Below are 24,456 nucleotides of genomic sequence, written 5' to 3'. Positions count from 1 at the left end.
AGTTAAGTATTTTCCTACCTACTTAGGCATAATTTGCTTAACTAACCTTGAAGGTTTCCATAGTTTCTTGTAACTGCTGAGAAATCTCCACAGTTTGATGCAGAGATTCAGACACCATAGATGAAGAATCACTGGTACGTTGTGAAATAGCAGCAATATCTTGCATTAATTCACTAACGGCTTGGGATGTTTGTAACTGAGATGCAGTTGCAGTGGAAATTGACTGGACTAAAAAATTTATTTGTTGCGATACGTCCAAAATTTGATTTAGACTTTGCTTCGCCTCTTCAACAATTTCAGTACCTTCTACTACTTGAGAAGTTCCTATTTCCATAGCTTGTACTACTTCGCTGGTTTCCCGTTGAATATTCTCGACAATTTGCTCAATTTCTTGGGTAGCTGAGGCACTACGGATAGCTAATTCTCCCACTTCTTCAGCAACCACGGCAAAGCCTTCTCCTTCCTCACCGGCGCGGGCGGCTTCAATACCGGCGTTAATGGCGAGTAAGTTTGTTTGGGTGGCAATTTGATTAATTAAGGACACTACATGAGAAATTTGTTGAGAAGATTCTCCTAGCCGTTTGACTTTCTTCGCTGTTTCATCTACGGTTTCCCGTAAACCCAGAATATTCTGCACTGTCAAATCCATAGCTTGTCCACTTTTTGTAGCTGTGTGGGCAGCATCATTGGCAATAATTGCCGCTTTTTGGGCGTTTTCAGCGACGCTTTTCATAAAATCAGTCATTTGGTCAACAGCGTCCAGGGTGCGGTTAATTTCAGATACTTGGGTAATTGCGTCCTCCGCTAGTTGGTTAATTGCTGTTTTGTTAGCACCAATGGCGCTATTGACTTGGGTCGCAGCTTGTTTAACTTGAGTGACAATATCTCTGAGACTTTCCACTATGGAATTAAAAAAGTCGGCTACAGTGCCAATTTCCCCAGCCGTCACATCTGCACGTACTGTTAAGTTACCTCTAGCAGCATCTTCTACCTGACTAAGTAGTTCTAAAAGCTGCATTTGCAGTGTTTCTCCAGAATCTGCTTCCCCAGGATTTTTAACTATTTGTTGTTTAGTTAAAACTTGTAATTGAACGGCTATTTGATTGAAATTGTCACTGATAATTTCTAATTCACCTGACTTTGCTGTTTCCCAACGGGTATCGAGTTCCCCTTGAGCCAGTTTTGATAAAGCGGCAGCTGCGTTTAAAATTGGTCGTGTACTACTCTTGGTTATCCAAACTGCGATCGCACTGGCAACTAATGCTAATAGTATTGTGCTGATAGCTATTGTTTTTAATAGTTGTTTTTGGGGTGCAAAAGCAATAGCTGTGTCCGTAGTTAAAAGCAATTGCCAATTTAAATTAGGTAAACCCTCCAATGTTCCAGAGGGAATATAACTGATTAACTCTGGCTTTTCATTAGTCGTGCGAATTGCTGTGAAAATATCTCCTTGATTGCCTGTGCTGAGATTATTTAAACCGGGATATTCTGCACCTAATAATTCTGTTTCTGGACTAAAAACAACTATTCCTGAACTGTCTAACAAATAATATTGACTGCCATTCTGAGTTACCTCTGCTAAAGATTGTACAGGCATATTAGCGCTAACTACAGCTATAGTTTGACCTGTAGCTGCATCTTTAATGGGTGCAGTAATATTAAGCACTGATTTTTCTGGCTGACTAATTACAGGCGCGTTTTTTTGGAGAATTTCCGCAAATTTTTGAGTGTCCTGGGGATTATTTACAGGTGCGCCTGTTGATTGGACAATTAAATTTTGGGCAGTATCAAAGATGGCAATACTGTTATAAGCTTTACGGGTATTGACAAAGCTATTTAAAAAAGCTTGCTGGTCGGAAGTATTTGTATTTGTAGTCGGATTTGTAAAAAATGGTGATTTAGAGATGATTTGAATATCTTCATATCGCGCCAACATCAAGCGGTTAATTTGATCTGTTAATCTGGTAGCTGTCGCTGTGTGAGATTGCTTAATTTGTTTCGTGGTCGATTTTTGCGCCAAACCATAAGCGATCGCACCGATGCCCAATGCTGGTAAACTAGTCATGGCGATCGCTACAATTGCCGCTTGCGTTCCTAAACTGAGTCGTTGAATATATCCCACCACATAATTCCGATGATAATTGTTAGCTGTTTCTATATTATACTTACTTGGCATTTTTACTTGACTAGCAGTAATTTTTGAGGATGCAATAAAAAATACCCGTTTTTGAGGTTCACTACTCTTCGCTATGCCAGTTTGATTCAATATTCTGGAATTTGATTTAATCTGATTTTTAGTAGCATTTAATCACCAACCAAAATCGGAGAATTCATAATAAACTGTGCATCTAAAACGAGTAATGTTTCTGCTTCTTGGACAACACAGCCACGTAAATAAGGTACTAAACTAGATGCGACTTGTCCCACCGGGGATTGGATATCATCAGATATAAATTTAGTTATCCCTTTAATTTCGTGGACAATTAAGCCTAAAAGCAGTGATTCTACCTTAATCACAATAATATTATATTGCTTTAATCTCTGGTCTAAAGATTCTAAATTCAGCATTTTGGGTAGGTCAATCGCCCAAATTATGCGACTCCGCCAATTCATTAAACCTAGTATGCAAGGTAGCATATTTGGCATGGAAGTAATAGACTCAACTGGCAAACTCACTGCTTCTTGAGTATAATTCATTGATACAATTGCAGTCGTCTGTTGGTTTAATTTAAACTTGAGATAGCTATTTCCCAAATTATTTGGAGTCCCTTCTTTATCAACTAATATCCTAGAATTATTCATGGTTTTAAAGCACCACTGATTTAATAGCACGCAATAGCTGTTCGCGTGTATAAGGCTTAGTTAAGTAGACATCAGCACCTTGTTTCATTGCCCATAATCTATCAATTTCTTGATTTTTAGAACTACAAATCACTATGGGTAATTTTTGGGTTATCGGATTTTTTTTGAGGGAACGGCACAATTCAAATCCACTCATTCCCGGCATGACTACATCAGTAACAATTGCGTCTGGTTGTTCTGATAAAACTTTTTCTAGAGCTTCTTTTCCACTAGCAGCTTTAATGACATGACAACCACTATCCTTGAGATAATAGCTCATCAATTCCAATTCACTGGGTGAGTCTTCTACAATCAAAATTTTGCCAACCAAGGTAAGATTCATACTGTAATCTCCTGAAAACATAAACTATATATTAATAGGCTTGTTGTTCTTGCGGCTGGAAGTGATTTATCTAATCAAGGTATTTAAACACCATTTTTAATAAATCTGGTTGTGTAAAAGGTTTAGTTAAATACCCGGATGCCCTGACCATTTTGGCTTTAGCTCTGTCGATAAATCCTGTTCTACCTGTCACCATAATAATGGGGATATTTTTAAAGGCTGAATGCCTTCGTAATAAAGAACACAATTCATAGCCGTCTAAATTGGGCATTTCCACATCTAGTAAAATTAGGTCTGGTTTACTACGTAGAATTTGCATTAATGCCTTGACAGGATCATTGATTGTCACAACTGAAAATGTATTGCCGTCTAAAAAAAGTTTAATGGAATTCAGTACTGTTTGACTATCATCAATACAGGCAATTGTATATAAACTTTTTTTGCCGGACGGCTGAGAATTTTTTTGATTGCTGTTTTCACCAGTTGCCAAATTCTTTGAGTGAGAAATTTGTTGCCCATTGGGGAATTTGGGCTGAGTTTGAGGCGACTTTGTGGAAGGCGAAACCGGAGATGTCCGACCTGTGTTCCCTGGTGATTGGATATTTGGCCGATTTCGTAACTGCTTTTGACAGTATTCAACTAATAGCCGCAAGTCTAAATGGCAGAATTTGGGTAATTCATCCCAGGAACTTTCAGGAGAAAATTCATAATTCCCTTCTTTTAAGACCAGAAATGTTTCTAGGACTTCTTTTGCTAATTCATATATCAGGGTTTCGGCTTGCTTGGGGGTGATATGTTCCTGATTCACTAACCAGCAAATTGCCTGATAATCTGCATAAGGCATCGACTGATGTTCATTTTTCGGTTCAAACATCAGCCGCATTTGTACGCGAGTAGCGCTGTTTAGAGTGGGAATTTCTTGATTCAAGCGTTGTAACTGATGATCAATACGCTCAAACAGTCTATCGGAATAAGAGGCATAAGTTAGTTTACCGTCCTCTATATTAATTAACCAAGAAGTTGTTTGAGTAAATACGCGTAAGCAACCAGTAGCATGGCGGCTAGTTAGTTGTGCTAATAGAGATAATGGATGTAGTTTCTGGGGTAACCAGTAGCCACTTAGAGGAGTCGTGCTCATTTTGCTTTTATTTCTTCAGCTAAATTTATACAGTAGCTGCGCCACATTTCCCAACAAATTTTAATTTATAGCTTGTTGTAGTATCAAATACAAAACTTTCACGACGGGATTTGTGGTTAAACTCAATTACAACAGGGTTTTTTTGATGATCAAATCTTGTGAATTAGTAAGTTGAAGTAATTTTACTTTTAAGTGATGACCAAGTAAATAATACTGCTAAATTGACAAAAATTAACTGAATTTTTGTATGTATTTATACTTAAATGTGATAGTCTGGGCAAATCTGAGAGGATTGATTAAGTGAAATTAAGGAACATTTAGATAAATTAACCATAGGACTTACCTTAACTTCGTTTGAGTGTAATTATGTATATGATGCCCATTTTTGGATGTGATATTAAATAATCAGGTTAAATATTGGCAAAATTTTCTAAAGCTGCGATTGCATCCAAGTAGAAACGGGTAAATAATTAAAAGCTTGTAGTGAGGACTTTAGTCCTCCATTAGAGACACTACACGGCGCAGCCATACCAGCACGCCTTGACAAATAGAGGCTCAAACCCTGACTAAGCAATTATATGATTGTATTTTACATTGCTTCACAGATGCTCAATTTTCATTGCTACTGTAACGCAGTGAAGGCCAGCAATCATTGGTTTTGTTGAGTTATGTCTACGGCAAACTACGCTAACACTTTGTTCAACCCAACCTATATTTTTTTAAACTTGATACCTATAAAAATATTGCCATCCCACGAGATGGAATAATTTATTTTATGGTGTTTCCCGAACCCCCAGCCGTTGTTTCCTGGAGGTCAATCATAATTTTAGAAGTGCGGATGAAAGGACTTGAACCTTCACTCCTTTCGGAACTAGAACCTAAATCTAGCGCGTCTGCCAATTTCGCCACATCCGCATCAGTTCCCAATAATAACACAGAAAATATTCTATGGGAATAGGAAAGGGAAAAATAAATTTCCCCATACCCAATTCACCTACATTACTGCCACACGAGGCAAACGATGCTTAAAGCCGCAGAGAATTTCCCAAGAAATTGTATTTAATTGTTCTGCCCAATCGTTAGCTGATATCTGTTCTCTGTCTTGTTCTCCCAATAGGGTGACTATTTCCCCTTCTTGTAAATCTGGAATAGCACTAACATCCAGCATCAACTGATCCATTGTAATTGTTCCAACTTGTGGCACGCGCTGACCACGAATTAAAACTTGCATTTTCTGGGAAAGATTACGCGGAACCCCATCAGCGTAACCAATACCAACTACAGCCAGGCGCATTTCTTGGGGTGCAATAAATTGTTGACCGTAACTCACCCCAGTGCCAGGGGCTATGGTTTTGACTTGAGTAACTCGCGTCTTCAGTTGTAAAACAGGCTTGAGGTTAATTGTATCTTGTAAATGAGTTGCTGGATAAAGTCCGTAAATAGCTAAACCAGCGCGCACAATGTCGTAATGTAAGGCGCGATTGGTGAGAATGGCGGCGGAGTTGGCTAAATGCAAGCATGGTGGATTGATGCCCGTGTTTTTAATTTGTGCGATCGCCTGCTCAAATCGTCTATGCTGTTCTTGCATGAAGGTGGTATCCAGGTCATCTGCTGTTGCCAAGTGGGAATAAATGCTGGCAATTTCAAGATGAGATAAATTTTGGACTAACTGCACAAACTCCACAGCGTCTTCCCAGTTCGTTCCCAACCGAGACATTCCTGTGTCTAACTTAATGTGTACGGGTAGGGGAGAACCATGATTGATAGTTTCTAAAGTATTGGAAAAAATGAAAGCTTGTTTGGGACTGCACAGAGTTGCTTGGAGTTTCCAGTGAGCGATCGCCTGAATTTGCTCTGGTGTGTAGGTTGCACCTAAAATCAAAATAGGAGCTTTGATGCCAGCCTCCCGTAATTGAATACCCTCTGGAACTGTTGCCACTCCTAGCCAACCCGCCCCCGATTGTATTGCTGTTTGAGCCACTGTCACCGCTCCATGTCCGTATGCATCAGCTTTAACCACTGCCATTAACTGGGTACATGGCGATACAAACTGTACTAATTGCTGGACATTATGCGCTAAAGCCCCTAAATCAATTTCTACCCAAGCCCGTTGCGAGAACCAAGTATAGGTTTCACGCTCTTGATTATCCGCAAAACTAGGGGTTTGGTTACGGCTTAACATTCCACTTTACTCCTATCACACCAATGCAAAGCTTCCAGATTCTTTAATTATTCTGGTTTGCTGGCCTCAAAGCCATATCAATTTAACAGGAAACTTTACCGTTGATCCGGGAGTTAAGACAAGATGCTTAATAATATCTCTGATAGTTTGATTTTAAATAGTTCTTCCTTATCAAGTTAATTCTAACAAATTCTAAATCCATAGTCAACCCTCAAATCTTCTTTATTGCCGTTTTTTTTCAACACATAATATTTTTATTCCGCACAAGTGAATACAACAATGATGTTGAAAATTTTAGTGCCTATGTTGTAATCCCACTGCTAAAATGCTAAATACAATCATTTCGTTGTTGCTGATGATGCGCTAAAGGATAAGCAATCCGACAAACAGCAAACGCAGAGGTGAAAAATTAATTTTTGGGGAAATCTTGATCCTGTCAACAAATTGTGACGAAAGTATAAATTAATTTCATCTCCCCATAAGAGTAGATTAGTGTTAAAATATGTAAAACTAATAACCTCGAGCGCTAACCAATGGGGAAGGTTTTAGTCCTAAACGCGTCTTACGAACCGCTAAACATCACTAGTTGGCGGCGTGCTGCGATTCTGCTCATTAAAGGCAAAGCAGAACGCATAGAGCATAACGGCAAATTTCTCTATTCAGATTTTCCGTTACCGACTGTAATCCGGTTGCGTCATTATGTGCGCGTACCGTACAAAGAAATTCCTCTCACTCGCCGAAATATCTTGCACCGTGACAGCCACTCTTGTCAATACTGCGGTTATACCGGGGATGAGTTGACATTAGACCATGTTATACCGCGATCGCGCCGAGGAGGTGATACTTGGGAAAATATTGTTACGGCTTGCGTCCGTTGCAATGTCAAAAAAGGGAACCGCACACCCTACGAAGCCCATATGCCTTTACGTCATCCTCCACGCCAGCCTTATAGTAGCCTTTATTTTGAGGTGAGCAAACACCTAAAAAGTGGACTGCATAACGAGTGGCAAAAATATGTGATCGGTTTGTGACGCTGAAAGCATAACTTTATCAAAGCCAAAGAAATCATCACCGGTGATAGGTGTCACATTTTCGCGCGGTTTCACATAAGCCGACATCAGCCAGAGATGATATTGATTGTGAAAGTAAATCTTTGGTTTAAGTAAGTGGGCGAGAATAAATCAAAGTACATTAAGTAATGTAAAAAATATTGAGATTGTTTCGTAGTGAGGGCTTCAGCCCTCAAATCAGGACTAAAGTCCTGACTACAAACCTTGAATTATTCCTGCTGCTCTACTTAAATAGGGTTTGCTGTTCGCGTAGCGTGCCGTTAGGTATCAAAGTTTTGTCGTGGACGTAGGGAACAAGGAACAATTTCAGCTATCTGTCATCCCCAAATTTTCCGAATTTATGCAACCCAAAACTCACACTTTTGATGGCACACCCTGCAAAAACATTGCACCTACTTTCGGGTTTATCAGCCTCAAACCTTCCATTTATCTGGGTTTTATATTTATTCAGCAAGCCCTAAATAAATTTGCCCTACAGTACAGCTACCGTCGCACAGTCAAAAGCCAAAAATCTTATCCTCTAGGCTTTGCATGGATTTTGAATAGTCTACTGATTTACGCCATGTTGTACTAGGATGCTTTGTGGTATCTAGTTGAGTATTATAGCAATACAAGCCTTCTATCCTAACCCACAATATTGTAAAATAACAAAGTCAGTGGGAAATATTCCCGCGAAAACAGGAATATGCTCAAAAACCCTTCTGATTGTTAAGAATACCCAGAAACTTTAGTTAAAAGTCATATTTGAAACTAAAAATTTTTGTCTTCATTTTTTACAGGCAATTTCGGAGATTTTAACAGATTGCCCAATAATATGATTGACAGAAATTACACCTATATAAGTATGACAATAATGCTAGATTTTTGCGAAGATCAGGATATGTCTCAAAATCAGTCCAGTATTGGTTGTATTAATTTTTTACAAATCAATGGAGGCTCGCACTTATCAAGATGTCCCCTATGCAATTGAATTCTTCCTTAAAGCAATCAGAAAGTTTTTTATTAACCACAGAACCTAGCCCAGAGGATGCTGAGATAGATAAAGAAGTAGTGGAAGTTACACTCTCCCGGCCATCATTGCCATCATCCAATGGAGCAGGCAAGAATGGTAAATATTTAGGTCAACGGGGAAATTCCGTGGCTTTCCAAAAATCTGAAGAATTGCAAAAGACGTTGTTAGCACACAGACATGAGCGACATCTGGTAATTCTCCAAGATTTCCCCGACCCTGATGCTTTGTCTTGCGCTTGGACTTACCAGTTAATTGTGCAGCAATATGATATCAAATGCGAAATTATTTATGCTGGTACACTGAGTCATCAAGAAAATATTGCTTTAGTGAAACTGACTGGATTACCCGCCCAGCGATGGACATCACAAGTCCTCAAAACTAAAGATTTGTCTTCTTACCAAGGTTGCATCTTAATTGATAACCAGGGAACCACAAGTCAATTAATGACAGCAATACAACAAGCAGGAATCCCCATAATTGCCGTCATTGACCATCATACTTTACAGGCGGAACACAAGTCAGAATTTGTTGACGTTCGTCCTGATGTGCGAGCCACTTCAACAATTTTCACCCAGTATCTGCAATCGGGTTTACTAGCCTTAGATAGCAGTATCAGCCAACACGTCAAATGCGCTACTGCTTTGATGCACGGGTTGCGGTCAGATACCAATCGTTTGATGCAAGCCCAAGAAGAAGATTTCATGGCCGCAGCATATCTGAGCCGATTTTATGATGCTCAACTGCTGAATGCCATTTTACAGGCAAATCGTTCTAAGCGGGTAATGGATGTGATCGAGCGATCGCTAAAAAACCGCATCGTGCAGAATAACTTTTCCATTGCTGGCGTTGGTTATCTCCGTTACGAAGACCGAGATGCTATTCCCCAAGCAGCCGATTTTCTAGTGACAGAAGAAAACGTGCATACAGCAGTAGTTTACGGTATTGTTCACGACGAAGACGAGCTAGAAGTAGTCATTGGCTCCCTCAGAACCGCTAAACTCACCCTTGACCCAGATGAGTTTATTAAAGAAGCCTTTGGACAAGATAACACAGGGCGATTTTTTGGTGGTGGACGGACAGGCGCAGGAGGCTTTGAAATTCCGATGGGTTTCTTGTCTGGTAGTAACGAAAACTCCACCTATGCAAAAATGAAATGGGAAGTCTATGATTCTCAAATCAAGCAAAAGCTACTCAAGTTGGTAAATCCTAAAGATAACCCCATTCAGTCTGAGTAGACGTTGTATTCTGAGTGTCAAGAATTCTAGGCAAAATCCGTTAAAACGAACCTGAAGACAATATTTATTCAGTAGGGGTTTAACATTTGTCAACCCCTACTGGTGAACTGAGCTTTGAGCTAAAAAATTCATAGTTTGGCAATAAATTCTTAACTAAAAAGCAGTATCTAGATTTTAATTGCGGAGAAAACACGCTGTCATATCCAGCTTAAGCAAATATACGCTTGGTTTCTGTAATTTAAATGGATAGTATTATAGTGTATTATTTAGTCGTTTTTATTATAGATGCAAACTATAGTTTTTCTTTGCAATGGTGAAGCAGATTATTACACTGGAAAAGTAACACTTAAAAATAGAGAACTTCCTAGCCTAATAAATCAAGAAATTTCATTAGGAAGTTACTTTGAAACTGCGTGGAGTTGTGGAAATTCTAAATTTATAGAAGTTGGAGATAGAGCCTACTTTAAGCGAACCGGAAATATGGGAAATGAACCCACTGGCTTTATTGCTGCTGGTTACAGCACTTCCGGCAGCTATGAGGTACATCCCCAAAGCTGAAAGCTATGATAGGAGAGGGACAAGGAGAAAACTGTATTGCATAATAGCCGGAAGCGCTGTATGTTATTCCTGCACCAGAAAATCAGCAACTCAAACTTTTAGACAAATACAAATATTCAAATTTAAGTACAGCATACATATACGATAATGATGGATGTTTTTACGTTTATATCAAAATAGATTCAATTGAAACGGAAAATAATCATCCGTCAAATGGTTTATTATTACGTGCTGACTTACATAACTTATTTGATTTAAACCTGATTGCCATCAATCCACAAACCATGAAAGTGCATATTTCCCCTATTCTCAAAAAAACTGAGTATCGGACAATTGAGGGGAAAAAGTTACGAGTCCCAAAAGATGACATTTATCTTCCTAATCAACAGTTTTTGAAACAGAGGTTTGAGCAGTGTAAATGGTGAAAATATCTTGAGTACAGCCGTAGGTTGGATTAGCACTAGTGTAATTAACTACAATTTTATCTTTGAACTATAAATGTGATTTTAGATATAACGTTAAAATGTGTATTAGTTCTTCTTTTTGCGATGTATAAAAATGTTACAGCCAGAATTGTTGAATGAGTTTTTATCCCTTCCTGCTGAAGCACAGCGCCAAGTCATAGACTTTATTGCTTTCTTGCGACAAAGATATGCAGTAGTTGAACCTGCTTCGCAGTCATCAGACGATAATTTTATTAATCATAGTTTCATTGGGATGTGGAGCGATCGCCAAGATTTAACTGGTAGCACTGCTTGGGTGCGTGGTATTCGAGAATAAAACAGAACTACAAACACTAGAAAGTTTCCTCAAGTATTTTGAAATCATGAAGATTGACCAGGCTGTATCAGACACAGCAGTTAATTTATTGCGGTCTTATCGGCTGAGTCATGGCTTGCTGATAGTCTGATAGCAGCTACAGTAATCGTGTGGAATTACCCGTTTATCAGTAAAAATCAAAGGGATTACAGGTTTATTGAAAATTTAAACCTATTACCATATTCATAACAGCATTCAAAAAAATATGGAATTATACTTAATTCGTCATGGTATCGCCGAAGAGAAGCGACCAGACATGAAAGACGAAGAGCGATCGCTTACTAAAGAAGGACGACAAAAAACCGAAAAAGTTGCCCATAAAATTAAAAAGTTGGGTTTGCAATTTGAGGTAATTCTCACCAGTCCCTTAGTCCGCGCCCGCCAAACAGCCGAAATCTTCGTAACAACTGGACTTAGTACCCAATGGGAAGAATCGCCCCATCTTGCCCCTAATGGTCATATATCTAGTTGGCTCAATTACTGGTTAGAACCCAGAAAATATACACAAAAAACCCAAATAGCCTTGGTAGGACATGAACCTTGTCTGAGCAATTGGGCAGAAATTCTGCTTTGGGGGGAAGCCAAAAACAGTTTAGTCTTGAAAAAAACAGGTATGATCGGGATAAAACTACCAGAAATAGGTTCACCTCTGGGTCGTAGTCAAATGTTTTGGTTGACACCACCCAAGTACCTGCTGTAACAGCTTTTTAACATTTTTTGGAAAAGTGTTGTGACATCGGCTACTGTTATAGCGACAAGAATTTCTGGTAAGTTAGTGTGTTCGCGGAGCGTGTGCCTTGCACAATCAGATATTTCAACAAGCAAATGGTGTTGCCATGATGGTGTGCGAATACAAGCCTGGTTTAGAAGGTATTCCCGCCGCCCAATCGAGTATTAGTCATGTTGATGGGCAAAAGGGAATTCTAGAATATCGTGGCATCCGGGTTGAGGAACTAGCAGAAAAAAGTTCATTTCTGGAAACTGCTTATCTCTTAATCTGGGGTGAACTGCCAAGTCAAGAAGAATTAGAAGCGTTTGAGTATGAGGTTCGCTACCACAGGCGAATCAAATACCGCATTCGGGACATGATGAAATGCTTTCCAGAAAGCGGTCACCCGATGGATGCTCTGCAAGCCTCAGCTGCGGCTTTAGGCTTATTTTATTCCCGCCGGGACTTACACAATCCCGCCTACATTCGGGATGCCGTGGTGCGCTTATTAGCAACTATTCCCACAATGGTAGCGGCATTCCAGTTAATGCGAAAAGGCAACGACCCTGTAAAGCCTCGTGATGACTTAGACTACGCCGCCAACTTTCTCTATATGCTCAACGAGAAAGAACCAGATCCTTTGGCGGCCAAGATTTTCGACATCTGCTTGATTCTTCACGTCGAGCATACAATGAATGCCTCTACATTCAGTGCTAGGGTAACAGCTTCTACCTTAACTGACCCCTACGCTGTGGTTGCCAGTGCTGTAGGAACCCTGGGCGGTCCCCTGCACGGTGGAGCCAATGAAGAAGTGATTCAGATGTTAGAAGAAATTGGCACAGTTGAAAATGTGCGTCCCTATGTAGACAAACTGCTGCAACGCAAAGCCAAGATCATGGGCTTTGGACACCGCGTTTATAAAGTCAAAGATCCACGAGCTACGGTCTTACAAAACCTGGCAGAGCAATTGTTTGCCAAGTTTGGGCATGATAAGTACTATGACATTGCCCTAGAAATGGAACAGGTAGTAGCAGAAAAACTTCCGGGCAAAGGGGTGTATCCAAATGTTGACTTTTATTCAGGTTTAGTGTACAGGAAAATGGGAATTCCCACAGACCTATTTACACCAATATTTGCGATCGCCCGTGTTGCAGGTTGGTTAGCGCACTGGAAAGAACAACTGGCAGAAAACCGCATCTTCCGACCCACCCAGATTTACAACGGTAAGCATGAGGTTTCTTATATCCCAATGGATCAACGTTAACTATTGGATTATTAGTCACACTCATACCCAGTTATTAACTAGATAACTGTTGCCACCAGGTCGGCAGAGGTTTTACTTGGGGAAAGAAGGAAGAGGCCAATATGCCCGCTAATTACTAAGGACGGGCAGTAGTTGGCATGAGTAGGGGCGGGTATGGCTACGCCACGCAAGCTATCACAGATATCATTCATCATGAATGGGGATATTGGTAAACCCGCCTCTACATCCTCTTCTCGCCAACCAAAAGAAATCCCAATCCTGACCATAAGCAGAAGTTCTTGTATAGCTTCAAGGGCTGAAAACCATTGGACGATATACTAGGCATGGGAATTGGCAAAAATCTATGTCTATGCCACGCAAGCTATCAAGCGTCTTCATCAAAGCATAAAAGGATGAAGGATGAAGGAGCCGAATTTTATACTTTATAACTTCACACTTCATACTTCAGTTGACTTAAAGAGCAGAAACATGAATTCAGGAATTGACCTCCAAGGAACGTTTATTAAATCCGTCATGGATTTAGGGATACCAGCAGGGACAGCCAAAGCCATTTGGATGCCCTTGCCAATGATACTGATGCTGATTGGAGCAACAGTGGGGGTACTAGTCTGTGTTTGGTTAGAGCGAAAGATTTCGGCATCAGTACAGCAGCGCATTGGGCCAGAATTTATTGGCCCTTTTGGCTTACTAGCCCCGGTAGCCGATGGACTCAAACTGGTATTTAAAGAAGACATCGTACCAGCTAAAGCTGACCCTTGGCTATTTACCATCGGCCCTATTTTAGTCGTACTGCCAGTATTCCTGTCCTATTTAATCGTCCCCTTTGGACAGAATATTGTCATTACCAATGTAGGCATGGGAATTTTCTTATGGATTGCGTTTTCTAGCATTGCCCCCATTGGGTTGTTAATGGCTGGTTACGCATCAAATAACAAGTATTCCCTCATAGGAGGATTACGGGCTGCTGCTCAGTCTATTAGCTACGAAATTCCCCTATCGTTGAGCGTACTGGCCGTCGTCATGATGTCTAACAGTCTCAGCACCATTGATATTGTTAACCAGCAATCTGGCTATGGTATCCTTGGCTGGAACATTTGGCGGCAACCAGTAGGGTTTCTAATTTTTTGGATAGCAGCCCTGGCTGAATGCGAACGCCTACCCTTTGACCTCCCCGAAGCAGAAGAAGAAATCGTAGCTGGTTATCAGACCGAATATTCCGGCATGAAATTCGCGCTGTTTTACCTTAGTTCCTACGTAAATCTAGTGCTTTCTGCTTTACTCGTAGCAGTTTTATACTTGGGTGGTTGGGACTTTCCCATTCCCGTTAATGTCATAGCGAATTGGCTGGGAGTTAGTGAATTCAATCCAGTGTTACAAGTAGCAACAGCTTCTTTGGGTATTGTCATGACCCTAATTAAAGCCTATTTGCTAGTATTTATCGCCATCTTGTTGCGTTGGACAGTACCACGGGTGCGGATTGACCAATTGCTAGATTTAGGATGGAAGTTTTTGTTGCCACTGGCTTTGGTTAACCTTCTAGTAACCGCAGCACTGAAACTTGCCTTTCCCTTTGCCTTTGGTGGATAGACCAAGTTGAGATTTTAGATTTCAGATTCGATCTCAAATCTAAAATCCCAGATCCAGAATTGAAAAGAGAGAGAAAAACACTAAAAATGCTAAAGTTCCTCAAACAAGTTGGTGATTATGCCAAAGAAGCAGTACAAGCCGGGCGTTACATTGGTCAAGGGTTAGCTGTAACTTTCGACCATATGCAGCGTCGCCCAGTCACCGTACAGTACCCTTACGAAAAACTGATTCCTGGCGAACGGTTTCGCGGCAGGATTCACTTTGAGTTTGATAAATGTATCGCCTGTGAAGTTTGTGTTCGGGTTTGTCCGATCAATCTGCCTGTAGTGGATTGGGAATTTGAGAAAGCCAACAAAAAGAAAAAACTCAAACACTACAGCATTGACTTTGGAGTTTGTATCTTCTGCGGTAATTGTGTGGAATACTGCCCAACTAACTGTCTATCCATGACAGAAGAGTATGAGCTATCCACTTATGACCGCCATGAATTGAACTATGACAACGTAGCTCTAGGTCGTCTGCCTTACAAAGTCACAAATGACCCTATGGTTACACCATTGCGCGAACTAGCTTACTTGCCCAAGGGTGTCATGGAACCTCACGACCTGCCTGCTGATGCACCTCGTGCTGGTTCTCGTCCAGAAGACCTGGTAGAACAAACAGAAAAAACGAATGCCTAGCGCCGCTACGCGGAATTTAGACTTCAAATCAATCAAAAGCCGACTATCTAAACTTTTGACTTTTGACTTTTGACTTCCGCCTTGCGGTGCTAGTGGGTAATCGGTCATCACGATTACCAGTTACGATTTATTGGAAATCAAAAAGGATCGGAAAAAGTGAATCTAGCCGAAGGAGTACAGTTTATTGCGTTAGGCATATTGGGTGTGATGATGATTGGGGCAGCTTTAGGTGTAGTGCTGTTCTCTAACGTTGTCTACTCTGCCTTTATGCTGGGAGGCGTGTTTATCAGCATGGCGGGAATTTACCTGTTGCTGAATGGTGACTTTGTAGCAGCAGCACAAGTCTTGGTTTATGTGGGGGCGGTTAACGTGTTAATTTTGTTTGCCATTATGTTGGTGAACAAGCGGGAAGATTTCGCCCCATTTCCTAGTGCTGGGTTGCGGAAAGTCCTTACAGGGTTAGTCAGTTTGGGATTATTTGGCCTGCTGAGTGTGATGGTATTGGGAACTCCTTGGGCATACTCAAAACCTGGTGCGGTGGTTCCTGAAAGTTCTATAGTTGCGATTGGTGAGCATTTCTTCACTGATTTTTTATTGCCTTTTGAATTAGCGTCAATTTTGTTGCTGATAGCGATGGTGGGAGCGATTATTTTGGCACGTCGTGAGTATTTGCCTGAACAACCAACACCCTCACAGTTACCACAAACAGTTTTGACTTTGCCTGAACGCCCTAGAGACTTGGTATCGGCGGGCAGCGAAACAAAAGAGTAATATTTGCGAATCATATCGCAGGTAAAAAGCCAGATTTTTGATGGCTACGCCACACAAGCTAACAGAAGGGATACGAGAATCCATGCAACTCCAGTATTTTTTATTACTAGCAGCAGCTTTGTTTTGTATTGGCATTTATGGCTTAATTACTAGTCGTAATGCCGTGCGGGTGTTGATGTCAATTGAGTTACTGCTGAATGCTGTTAATCTGAATTTAATGGCATTTTCCAACTTTCTGGATTCAACTTTAATTAAGGGTCAGGTATTCACCGTTTTTGTGATTACTGTGGCAGCTGCTGAAGCGGCGGTGGGTTTAGCCATTGTGCTGGCCATTTATCGCAACCGCGATACCGTCGATATGGAGCAGTTTAATCTCCTGAAGTGGTAAATTTGCGTGCAACTCAAGCAGGTAATCATTGCTTATAAAGCACGAGATTCTCAGAGTAAACGCTGGGCAGAACTCTGTGCTAAACAACTAGAAAACCGCCATTGTCAGGTATTGATGGGACCTAGTGGGCCGAAAGATAACCCTTATCCGGTGTTTTTGGCTTCTGCAACTCAACCAATCGATTTGGCTTTGGTACTCGGTGGTGATGGTACTGTTTTAACCAGTGCTAGACATTTAGCCCCGGCTGGTATACCTATTCTGGGTGTCAATGTTGGGGGTCATCTAGGCTTTTTAACCGAGTCAGTAGATGAGTTCCAAGATACAGAGAAGGTTTGGGATCGGCTATTTGAGGATCGCTATGCAATTCAGAGGCGGATGATGCTACAAGCGGCAGTGTATGAGGGTAATCGCACGAATTTGGAACCTGTGACTGAGCGCTACCTCGCTTTGAACGAATTCTGTGTGAAACCCGCTTCTGCTGACCGCATGATTACTTCAATTCTAGAAATGGAAATTGATAGTGAAGTAGTTGATCAATATGTGGGAGATGGTTTGATTATTTCCACTCCCACAGGTTCTACTGGTTATACAGTTTCTGCTAATGGCCCCATTATGCACGATGGTATGGAGGCGGTTACTATCACTCCCATTTGTCCCATGAGTCTTTCTAGTCGCCCTCTAGTTTTACCTCCTGGTTCTGTGGTCAGTATTTGGCCTTTGGGAGACTATGATTTAAGTACAAAATTGTGGATGGATGGGGTGTTATCTACGTCGATTTGGCCAGGACATCGGGTTGATGTGCGGATGGCTGATTGTCGGGCGAAGTTTATTATTTTACGAGAGAACAATTCATATTATCAGACGCTGCGCGAGAAGCTACTTTGGGCAGGCACAAGGGTTCGCTACAGTAATAATCACCGTAATTGATTTATTAGGTGTCTACCGGGTGCTTTTGCTGTCAGTTGTCTGTCAAATATAGTAGCCCCCGGATATTTTCGGGGGTTTTTCAGTACTCAGCAGTTCCCCACTCTGCCTTATATCTGGAGTTTAGACATTACCTCAAGTTTCGGCATTTTGGCATGACAAATGATGCGATTCCAGTTTAAATAAGATATCAACAGGGATAACGGGAAGGTGAAAACTGTACGCAGTATAGGGTTAAGCCTTGTTTTCCATACTTCCCTCCCTCTGCCAGTTGTTGATTTTGTGCTGTAGAACGGCTATAAATGGGTGAACCAGTCAATTCGCTGCACGAAGTCATCGCTTCATCACAACTGGCTAAAAATGTCACTAAATGAAAAATGCTGACTATTCAGAGGGTGCTGGCTCCTCCACAGGACGAATAATGGCTGGGGCTGGTGTCACTTCTGGCTGGAAGATTCCCTCTAATGCTTGTTCTAGAGTTGGGGCCATAACGATGCGGTTTTCAAAGGCCACGATGACCCGGACTAGAGTTGGTAGTCTATTTTGGGTGGCTTCTAAATAAATTGGCTCGACGTACAATAAGGATTGTTCGATGGGAATAATCAACAGATTACCCTGAACTGCTCTTGACCCTTGGCGATTCCAGAGGGAAATTTGCTGAGAAATTACTGGGTCTTGGTTGATTCTTGCTTCTATTTGCTCTGGTCCGAAAACTAAGCGTTCTTTGGGAAATACATAGAGTAGTAGCTTACCGTAATTTTCACCGTCTGACCGTGCTGCTAACCAAGCAATTAAATTAGAGCGTTGTCTGGGTGTGTAGGGTAACAGTAAGATAAATTCCTCAAAGGGGACTGTGGGGAGGCTGGTGATTAAATAATAGGGGTCTACTGGACGAGCTTCACTACCATAGATTTCGTTGGGTATTTGCCATTGGTCTTCCCGGTTATAAAAAACCTGGGGGTCTGTCATGTGGTAGGTCATCAATCGCTCTGATTGAATTTTGAAGTAGTCTACTGGATAACGAATATGACTCAGAAGGGTAGTGGGTAAATCACTGAGAGGTTTGAAGGTTTGGGGAAATATTTTTGACCAAGTGTTAATAATCGGATCACGGCTATCGGCTATGTAAAAATTAACAGTGCCATTGTAAGCATCAATAACTACTTTGACTGAGTTGCGGATGTAGTTGATGTTGTCGCTGGTGGTGTCGGAGTAGGGATAGCGATCGCTTGTCGTATAGGCATCTACAATCCAGTAAAGATAATTGCCATTACTAGGAAAATCACCATCACCATTATCGGGGCTACCATCGGCGGCGACTAAATAAGGGTCACTATCGAATTGTAGAAAAGGTGCGATCGCTTGAATACGTTCCTGAATATTTCGTCTAAATAATACTTGAGTATCTGGTAAAAAGTCCCGTGTAAATAACATCTGCCAATCTTTTAAATACATGGCAAATAGTAACCTTCTCCACCCTTTACCAATACGAATGCCCCCCACTCCATCATAAATGTTGTAAACGTTATCACTACCACTAGGAAAATCCAATTCTCTAATTCTTGTGCCAGTCATGACATGAGTATTAGTAATTTCACCGAAATAAATCCGGGGTTCTCCAATGGGAACGCTATCACGAATAGCTTCACTAGAGGTGGTCAGGGGATTTTCATCGTTACCAGCAATATCTTTGACAAAATATTCTGGTAGCCCTCCTGGTCCTACCGTATTTACTGGACTCATGGTAAAACCGAAACCGTGAGTATAAATTAAATGGCGGTTAACCCAAGTTTGAGCTTGTTGGGGTACGGCGGTATAATCTAATTCCCTGGCAGCAATTAACACTTGTCGCCTTTCTGTGGCTTCATTCTGTTCTGGGTTCGCTTCTGTCACCTCTTCTGTGGCTGTGGGTTTTTTTGCGGGTACTTCTTTCAAAAGTGTGTAGCGGTCAATATCCGCATCAGGGAACCGATAGTACAGTCTAATTTGTTGTAGTTGACGGTTAGTTTCTAGGAGAGGTTGCTGATCCCAAAGGCGAATATTACGAATTGTTAAATCATTTTTTTGGATATCGGCTTTTGTTAAGTTTCCTGTGGGGTTGAAGGTTTGAGCATCGATAACTTCTAAATCAAATGCTTGCCGAGTTAAAGCAATGGTACGCTTAATATATGGTTGCTCTCGTTGTAATTCGTTGGGCTGAACAATTAAATACTGGACTACAGTCGGGAGGACAAAATCAGCTGCTACAACGACGACTAAATACAGCCCTAACCCATAAAATATAAATTTGCGATATCGGGATTGGGATTTCCAAGCAAATGTCCGCCAGAGCAGGTACACAGCAACTACTAAAGCGAAGACGGACAAAATGGTATAAACTGGTAAGACTGCCGTGACATCGGTGTAACTAGCACCGTAAGTTACCCCACGTCTAGAATAAACGAGTTCAAAACGACTCAGCCAATAACTCAGGGCGACAGCCAGCATAAATAAGCCACACAAGCCGTATAGATGTCGCTGTTGTTGAGAGGAAAACCCTGGGAAAATTCCCTGACTGACACTATTTGCTGATAGGAGATAAGTTAGACTGACAGCGATAAAAGCATATAAAAATAATCCCATCCCCCATAGTTCTAACAGTTCCCAAAATGGCAGGGAAAATATATAGAAGCTAATATCTAGACCAAATAAAGGTTCAGAAGCGTTGAAGGTAGTGGGGCTAAAATATTGCAGTACCCTAGCCCAGTTGTGAGATATTATCCAAGCAAAGAGGACACTAAAAGCCAGTGCGATCGCATTCAAGAAAAAACCAGGATAAGTTATGATAGCGATCGCCACTCCTGCAACCAAAGCCACATACCAACCCTGGGAGACAATTTGCACGCTCATCAGTTGCCAAATTCTCTCAGGTCGAAATAAAGGCGGAACAGGTGGAATAGTCCTAATCATCGGAGAATGCCAATAACTAACGGCTATTTCACCGTAATGAACCAGCATTAATCCCACTAATACGCTGAATATCAAAGCTGTGGGTAGTAACCAGAATAATCTTAATGGTTTAGTCCGGGATTTAGGTGACTGTATTTCATTGCGTCTGGCATAGTTAGGACTGAGAAAGTTTTTTAAATCGCTGTCAATTCCTGCTTCCTCGCGCCGGACTTCTTTAATTTTCAAAGAATCAGGATATTTTAGCTGTTGTGCCAACCTGAGATTTCCCAGGAGAAAAGTAGCCGTAACACCAGCCACAAGTATCCACAAACCACCTTGGGTAATTATCCGCAGCAGAAACACTTGCAGATAGCCAACATTCTGAAACCAGAAAATTTCTGCTCCCAGACGAGAAACCAAATCTAGGAATAGCCAAACTCCCAGTATTATTATGAATAATCTAAAACACCATTTCCATAACATGACATATTTGGGAATTACAAATTACGAACTACGAATTACGAATTACGAATTATTCCGCAGGGTCAATGCGATTGACAAACCAAGCCAAAGGAATCATTGGTAAAGCAGGAACCAGACAAATCAGCCATTGTTCTAAATTCAAGGGAGCAGTTATGAACAAAGTATTCATCACACCCCATTGACTAAAGACAATTTGCAAGAAGACAGTGCAGACTATACCCAAAGCCATGGCCTTCCCATCATTAATTCTAGCTGCTTGGCCTCTGAATTTGCTGAATACCACATTTGCTAACTGGCTGATGCTCAATAAATAAACAATTCGCCCAGCGACTAAAGCTTGAATTGCCATTGTTCGCGCCAAGTCAATATTACCTGTATCTTGACGCACCCATTCAAACATCCCGAAAATCAGAATCCAGTTAAATATAGAAACTGCGGCTATACGCTGAAATAATGTCCCAGAAAGTAATGGTTCCCGTGGGTTGCGGGGTTTGCGTTGCATTACTCGGTCTGATTTGGGTTCAAATGCTAAAGGTACAGTCATGGTGACTGAGTTAACCATGTTTAACCACAGGACTTGCAGGGATAGAATTGGTAAATCTCTGGCTAATAAGGCACTAATCAGAATTGTCATCGATTCGCCACCGTTAACAGGTAAGATAAAGGCGATCGCTTTGCGTAAGTTCTGATATACTGTGCGTCCTTCCTCTACTGCGGCTTCAATGGAGGCAAAATTATCATCGGTGAGCAACATATCAGAGGCTTCTCTAGCCACATCTGTACCTGCGCCACCCATTGCTATGCCAATATCAGCTTGTTTGAGTGCCGGCGCATCATTGACCCCATCCCCAGTCATAGCGACAATTTCGCCTTGAGACTGCAATGATTCTACTAAGCGCAGTTTTTGATCTGGAGCAACTCTCGCAAATACTACACCATGTTCTGCTGCTAGGGTGAGTTCGTTATCATCCATGGCGGTGAGTTGTCTACCCTCAAAGGCGCGCACTTTACCGTCTTTTTCTAACCCAATTCGTTCGGCGATCGCCTTAGCTGTGGTAACATGATCACCTGTAATCATCTTTACCTGAATTCCCGCAGTTTTACAGGCACGCACCGCCGCAATAACTTCTGGACGCGGTGGGTCAATCATTCCCTGTAAACCTAAGAACATCAACCCGGTAGCAATGTCTTCATGATCTACCGAATTTTGCTCATCTGGCACAACTTTTTTCGCAAAAGCCAATACCCGCATTCCCTGAGTAGCCAAGGCTTCTACTTGTTGTTCTATTAATTCTCGGTTAATTGGTTCTGGTTCAGCATTAGCATTGAGCATTTGTTGACAACGGCTCAATATTGACTCTACAGAACCTTTCACATAAATAATTTTACCACCATCACCAGCTTGTTCTGGCGAGTCATGGCTATCATGTAGCGTCGCCATGTACTGAAATTGAGATTCAAAGGGAATACCATCGATTCTGGGAATTAACTCAGCCATCTTGGACTGATTCCACCCGGCTTTATTAGCAACTGCAATTAAAGCGCCTTCAGTCGGATCACCCACGACAATCCAATTACCATTCTTGGTTTCTAAATGAGAATCGGTACAAAGTAACCCAGCCATTAAACAAGCTTTCAGAACGGGAAAATTGGCTGATTCTAAATCCACAGGTTGCTGGTTAAATAGAATCTCCCCATCAGGATTATAACCTGTACCACTCACAGAAAAATTATTGCCTCCAGCAAAAATCCCCTGTACTGTCATTTGATTTTCTGTCAGAGTACCAGTTTTATCAGAACAAATTACTGTTGCCCCACCTAAAGTTTCCACAGCTGGTAATTTACGAATAATCGCGTGTCGTCTTGCCATCCGATTCACCCCAATGGCCATTGTGACCGTCACCACAGCTGGTAAACCTTCAGGAATCGCACTCACAGCTAAAGCCACAGCCGCTTCAAACATTGCTGGCCAAGACTGTCCTTGTCCTAAACCCACGGCAAAAGTCATGGCCGCCAGTCCCAAAATTATGTAGAGCAATTGGTGACTAAATTTGTCAAACTTGCGAGTTAGGGGGGTACTGAGGCTAGTCTGCTGTTCTAGAGATTGGGATATTCGCCCCATTTCTGTAGCATTGGCTGTGGATACTACAATGCCGCTTCCTTGTCCAAAGGTGACAAAACTCCCTGCGTAAGCCATGTTCACCCGTTCTGCTAAGGGAGTATCTGGAGTGAGAGTTGTAGTAGATTTTTCCACAGGTACAGATTCACCAGTCAAAGCTGACTCATCTACCTGCAAATTTCGGGAATTGAATAATCGCAAATCAGCCGGAACCTTGTCACCAGAAGTCAGCAGCACAATATCCCCCGGAACTAGTTCTGAGGAAGGAATGCGGGATTTCTGCCCATTGCGGATGACTGTAGCTTCTGTGGTTACGGCTTTGGCTAAAGCAGCAATTGCGCCTTCAGCTTTTGATTCCTGCACAAAGCCGATAATGGCATTAATCAAGGTTACGCCCCAAATTACCCCGGCGTTTGTCCATTGACCCAATAGGGCTTTAATTAGTCCAGCAACCAGTAGAATATAAAGTAAAGCTTGATTGAATTGTAATACAAATCTCAACCAGGCAGGTTTTCCGGCTTTACCCTTGAGTTCATTCTTGCCAAATTTTTCCTGTCGCTTGTTTACTTCTCCTGGTGTTAAGCCCTTTTCTGGGTTACTATTGAGAGTTTGAGCAGCTTCTTGTGCTGCTATGGCGTGATATTCATGTCCTTGTGATCCACCCATTGCAGTTGCAGACATAAAGTTTTCTGAAGTACTAAAGTGGTCAAAATCTGGTGAATGCAGAAATCAAGTGTGGGATACCAACACTCAGAAGTCCATCACTTATACTGACAATTGGCCAGTTATGTGGTTTGAATAATTTGTCAGCAACTTTTGTGAGCAGGGTTTTTTTGTACATTACTATTTTTATGTTCACCTTTCTTCTGCCCTAAGCGATAGCTTCTTCCCCGATTGAGATGATTCCTGTTATTTTTATTGTATAACTTATAACGTTTTAATTATGTTAAGTAGCGTTGACCGTTTATTATTTGTCCGGCGAGTGCCAATTTTTAAGGAATTGCGAGATGATTTTATTGTACGGCTGACTTCAGTGATGCACGAGTTACAATTTCCCGCTAATTATACTATTTTCAGGCAGGGAGAAGAAGGGCGATCGCTTTATATTGTGGTGTCAGGTAAAGTTAAAGTCCACATTGGCGATAAAAAACTTGCAGAGGTAGAACAGGGAAAATACTTTGGTGAAATGGCGGTTTTTGATACTCAACCCCGTTCTGCTTCGGCCACAACTCTAGAACCTTGCGAATTTTTGGAATTGACCCAAGAGCAGCTTTATGATGCTATTGAGGAAACTCCCGAAATTGCAGTGAATATTATTCGTGAGTTATCCCGTTTGGTTCGGAGACTGAATGAGGATATTAATATGACTGTTTCTGTAAGTAATTAGGGCTGGCTGAAGAAATCT

Annotated in this window: 22 protein-coding genes and 1 tRNA gene; 14 read left to right on the top strand and 9 right to left on the bottom strand. The window is 41.5% G+C overall.

Going from position 1 to position 24,456, the window contains the following annotated elements; translation table 11 throughout:
* Positions 1-37: 37 nt before the first annotated feature.
* The 6 genes from VB654_RS02530 to alr form a co-directional block, all read right to left on the bottom strand.
* Positions 38-2,176, bottom strand: coding sequence for a methyl-accepting chemotaxis protein (locus tag VB654_RS02530; protein ID WP_323211827.1), 2,139 nt, complete (start codon positions 2,174-2,176; stop codon positions 38-40).
* Positions 2,177-2,304: 128 nt separating this feature from the next.
* Positions 2,305-2,802 carry a chemotaxis protein CheW gene (locus VB654_RS02525; RefSeq protein WP_323211826.1) on the bottom strand — a complete coding sequence of 166 codons (498 nt, stop codon included), beginning with the start codon at positions 2,800-2,802 and terminating at the stop codon, positions 2,305-2,307.
* A 4-nt stretch (positions 2,803-2,806) separates the two neighbouring features.
* Entirely contained in the window at positions 2,807-3,184 is a 378-nt protein-coding gene (locus VB654_RS02520; RefSeq protein WP_323211825.1) for a response regulator transcription factor, read from the bottom strand.
* 70 nt (positions 3,185-3,254) lie between these two features.
* Positions 3,255-4,322, bottom strand: a complete 1,068-nt coding sequence (locus tag VB654_RS02515; RefSeq protein WP_323211823.1) for a response regulator — start codon at positions 4,320-4,322, stop codon at positions 3,255-3,257.
* A gap of 833 nt (positions 4,323-5,155) precedes the next feature.
* A tRNA-Leu gene (locus VB654_RS02510) sits at positions 5,156-5,237 on the bottom strand.
* Between the two features lie 79 nt (positions 5,238-5,316).
* Positions 5,317-6,504, bottom strand: coding sequence for an alanine racemase (gene alr / locus VB654_RS02505; RefSeq protein ID WP_323211822.1), 1,188 nt, complete (start codon positions 6,502-6,504; stop codon positions 5,317-5,319).
* A 533-nt stretch (positions 6,505-7,037) separates the two neighbouring features.
* Here alr and VB654_RS02500 point away from each other — a divergent pair.
* The 8 genes from VB654_RS02500 (at position 7,038) to VB654_RS02470 (ending at position 13,171) form a co-directional block, all read left to right on the top strand.
* Complete coding sequence (locus VB654_RS02500; RefSeq protein WP_089092309.1) at positions 7,038-7,535, top strand: HNH endonuclease; 498 nt, start codon at positions 7,038-7,040, stop codon at positions 7,533-7,535.
* Positions 7,536-7,914: 379 nt separating this feature from the next.
* The gene (locus VB654_RS02495) at positions 7,915-8,148 is read left to right on the top strand and encodes a hypothetical protein (RefSeq protein ID WP_323211821.1); all 234 of its coding nucleotides are present in this window, start codon (positions 7,915-7,917) and stop codon (positions 8,146-8,148) included.
* 386 nt (positions 8,149-8,534) lie between these two features.
* Complete coding sequence (locus tag VB654_RS02490; protein WP_323211819.1) at positions 8,535-9,821, top strand: bifunctional oligoribonuclease/PAP phosphatase NrnA; 1,287 nt, start codon at positions 8,535-8,537, stop codon at positions 9,819-9,821.
* Positions 9,822-10,106: 285 nt separating this feature from the next.
* Positions 10,107-10,379 (top strand): hypothetical protein, encoded by a 273-nt coding sequence (locus VB654_RS02485; protein ID WP_323211818.1) that lies wholly within the window; start codon positions 10,107-10,109, stop codon positions 10,377-10,379.
* 56 nt (positions 10,380-10,435) lie between these two features.
* Positions 10,436-10,804: an HNH endonuclease gene (locus tag VB654_RS25190; protein ID WP_416235651.1), complete on the top strand. Its 369-nt coding sequence runs from the start codon at positions 10,436-10,438 to the stop codon at positions 10,802-10,804.
* Positions 10,805-10,937: 133 nt separating this feature from the next.
* Positions 10,938-11,159 (top strand): hypothetical protein, encoded by a 222-nt coding sequence (locus tag VB654_RS02480; RefSeq protein ID WP_323211816.1) that lies wholly within the window; start codon positions 10,938-10,940, stop codon positions 11,157-11,159.
* 244 nt (positions 11,160-11,403) lie between these two features.
* The gene (gene sixA / locus VB654_RS02475; RefSeq protein ID WP_323211815.1) at positions 11,404-11,898 is read left to right on the top strand and encodes a phosphohistidine phosphatase SixA; all 495 of its coding nucleotides are present in this window, start codon (positions 11,404-11,406) and stop codon (positions 11,896-11,898) included.
* A 136-nt stretch (positions 11,899-12,034) separates the two neighbouring features.
* A complete protein-coding gene (locus VB654_RS02470; protein ID WP_323211976.1) occupies positions 12,035-13,171 on the top strand; it encodes a citrate synthase in 1,137 nt (378 codons plus the stop codon).
* 38 nt (positions 13,172-13,209) lie between these two features.
* Here VB654_RS02470 and VB654_RS02465 read toward each other — a convergent pair whose 3' ends face one another.
* Complete coding sequence (locus VB654_RS02465) at positions 13,210-13,437, bottom strand: hypothetical protein (RefSeq protein ID WP_323211814.1); 228 nt, start codon at positions 13,435-13,437, stop codon at positions 13,210-13,212.
* A gap of 202 nt (positions 13,438-13,639) precedes the next feature.
* On the opposite strand from VB654_RS02465, the gene nuoH reads away from it, so the two are divergent.
* From nuoH to VB654_RS02440, 5 genes are all read left to right on the top strand, one after another.
* Positions 13,640-14,758, top strand: a complete 1,119-nt coding sequence (nuoH, locus tag VB654_RS02460) for an NADH-quinone oxidoreductase subunit NuoH (RefSeq protein WP_323211813.1) — start codon at positions 13,640-13,642, stop codon at positions 14,756-14,758.
* Positions 14,759-14,844: 86 nt separating this feature from the next.
* On the top strand, positions 14,845-15,438 hold the full coding sequence (gene ndhI, locus VB654_RS02455) for an NAD(P)H-quinone oxidoreductase subunit I (protein WP_323211812.1): 594 nt from the start codon (positions 14,845-14,847) through the stop codon (positions 15,436-15,438).
* Between the two features lie 156 nt (positions 15,439-15,594).
* The gene (locus VB654_RS02450; protein ID WP_323211811.1) at positions 15,595-16,209 is read left to right on the top strand and encodes an NADH-quinone oxidoreductase subunit J; all 615 of its coding nucleotides are present in this window, start codon (positions 15,595-15,597) and stop codon (positions 16,207-16,209) included.
* Positions 16,210-16,291: 82 nt separating this feature from the next.
* Entirely contained in the window at positions 16,292-16,597 is a 306-nt protein-coding gene (gene nuoK, locus VB654_RS02445) for an NADH-quinone oxidoreductase subunit NuoK (protein ID WP_006199065.1), read from the top strand.
* A 6-nt stretch (positions 16,598-16,603) separates the two neighbouring features.
* Positions 16,604-17,524 (top strand): NAD(+) kinase, encoded by a 921-nt coding sequence (locus VB654_RS02440; RefSeq protein WP_323211809.1) that lies wholly within the window; start codon positions 16,604-16,606, stop codon positions 17,522-17,524.
* 381 nt (positions 17,525-17,905) lie between these two features.
* On the opposite strand, the gene VB654_RS02435 is transcribed toward VB654_RS02440, so the two are convergent.
* Positions 17,906-20,932: a UPF0182 family protein gene (locus VB654_RS02435; RefSeq protein ID WP_323211807.1), complete on the bottom strand. Its 3,027-nt coding sequence runs from the start codon at positions 20,930-20,932 to the stop codon at positions 17,906-17,908.
* A gap of 49 nt (positions 20,933-20,981) precedes the next feature.
* The gene (locus VB654_RS02430) at positions 20,982-23,732 is read right to left on the bottom strand and encodes a cation-transporting P-type ATPase (RefSeq protein WP_323211805.1); all 2,751 of its coding nucleotides are present in this window, start codon (positions 23,730-23,732) and stop codon (positions 20,982-20,984) included.
* Between the two features lie 262 nt (positions 23,733-23,994).
* Between VB654_RS02430 and VB654_RS02425 the strand changes: the two genes are divergently transcribed.
* Positions 23,995-24,438, top strand: a complete 444-nt coding sequence (locus VB654_RS02425; RefSeq protein WP_323211803.1) for a cyclic nucleotide-binding domain-containing protein — start codon at positions 23,995-23,997, stop codon at positions 24,436-24,438.
* The last annotated feature ends 18 nt before the right edge of the window (positions 24,439-24,456 follow it).

Origin of the sequence: Nodularia sp. UHCC 0506, assembly GCF_034931045.1 — a bacterium.
In the GTDB taxonomy this organism is placed as follows: Bacteria; Cyanobacteriota; Cyanobacteriia; order Cyanobacteriales; family Nostocaceae; genus Nodularia.
This window is presented reverse-complemented; position numbering and strand designations above follow the sequence as displayed.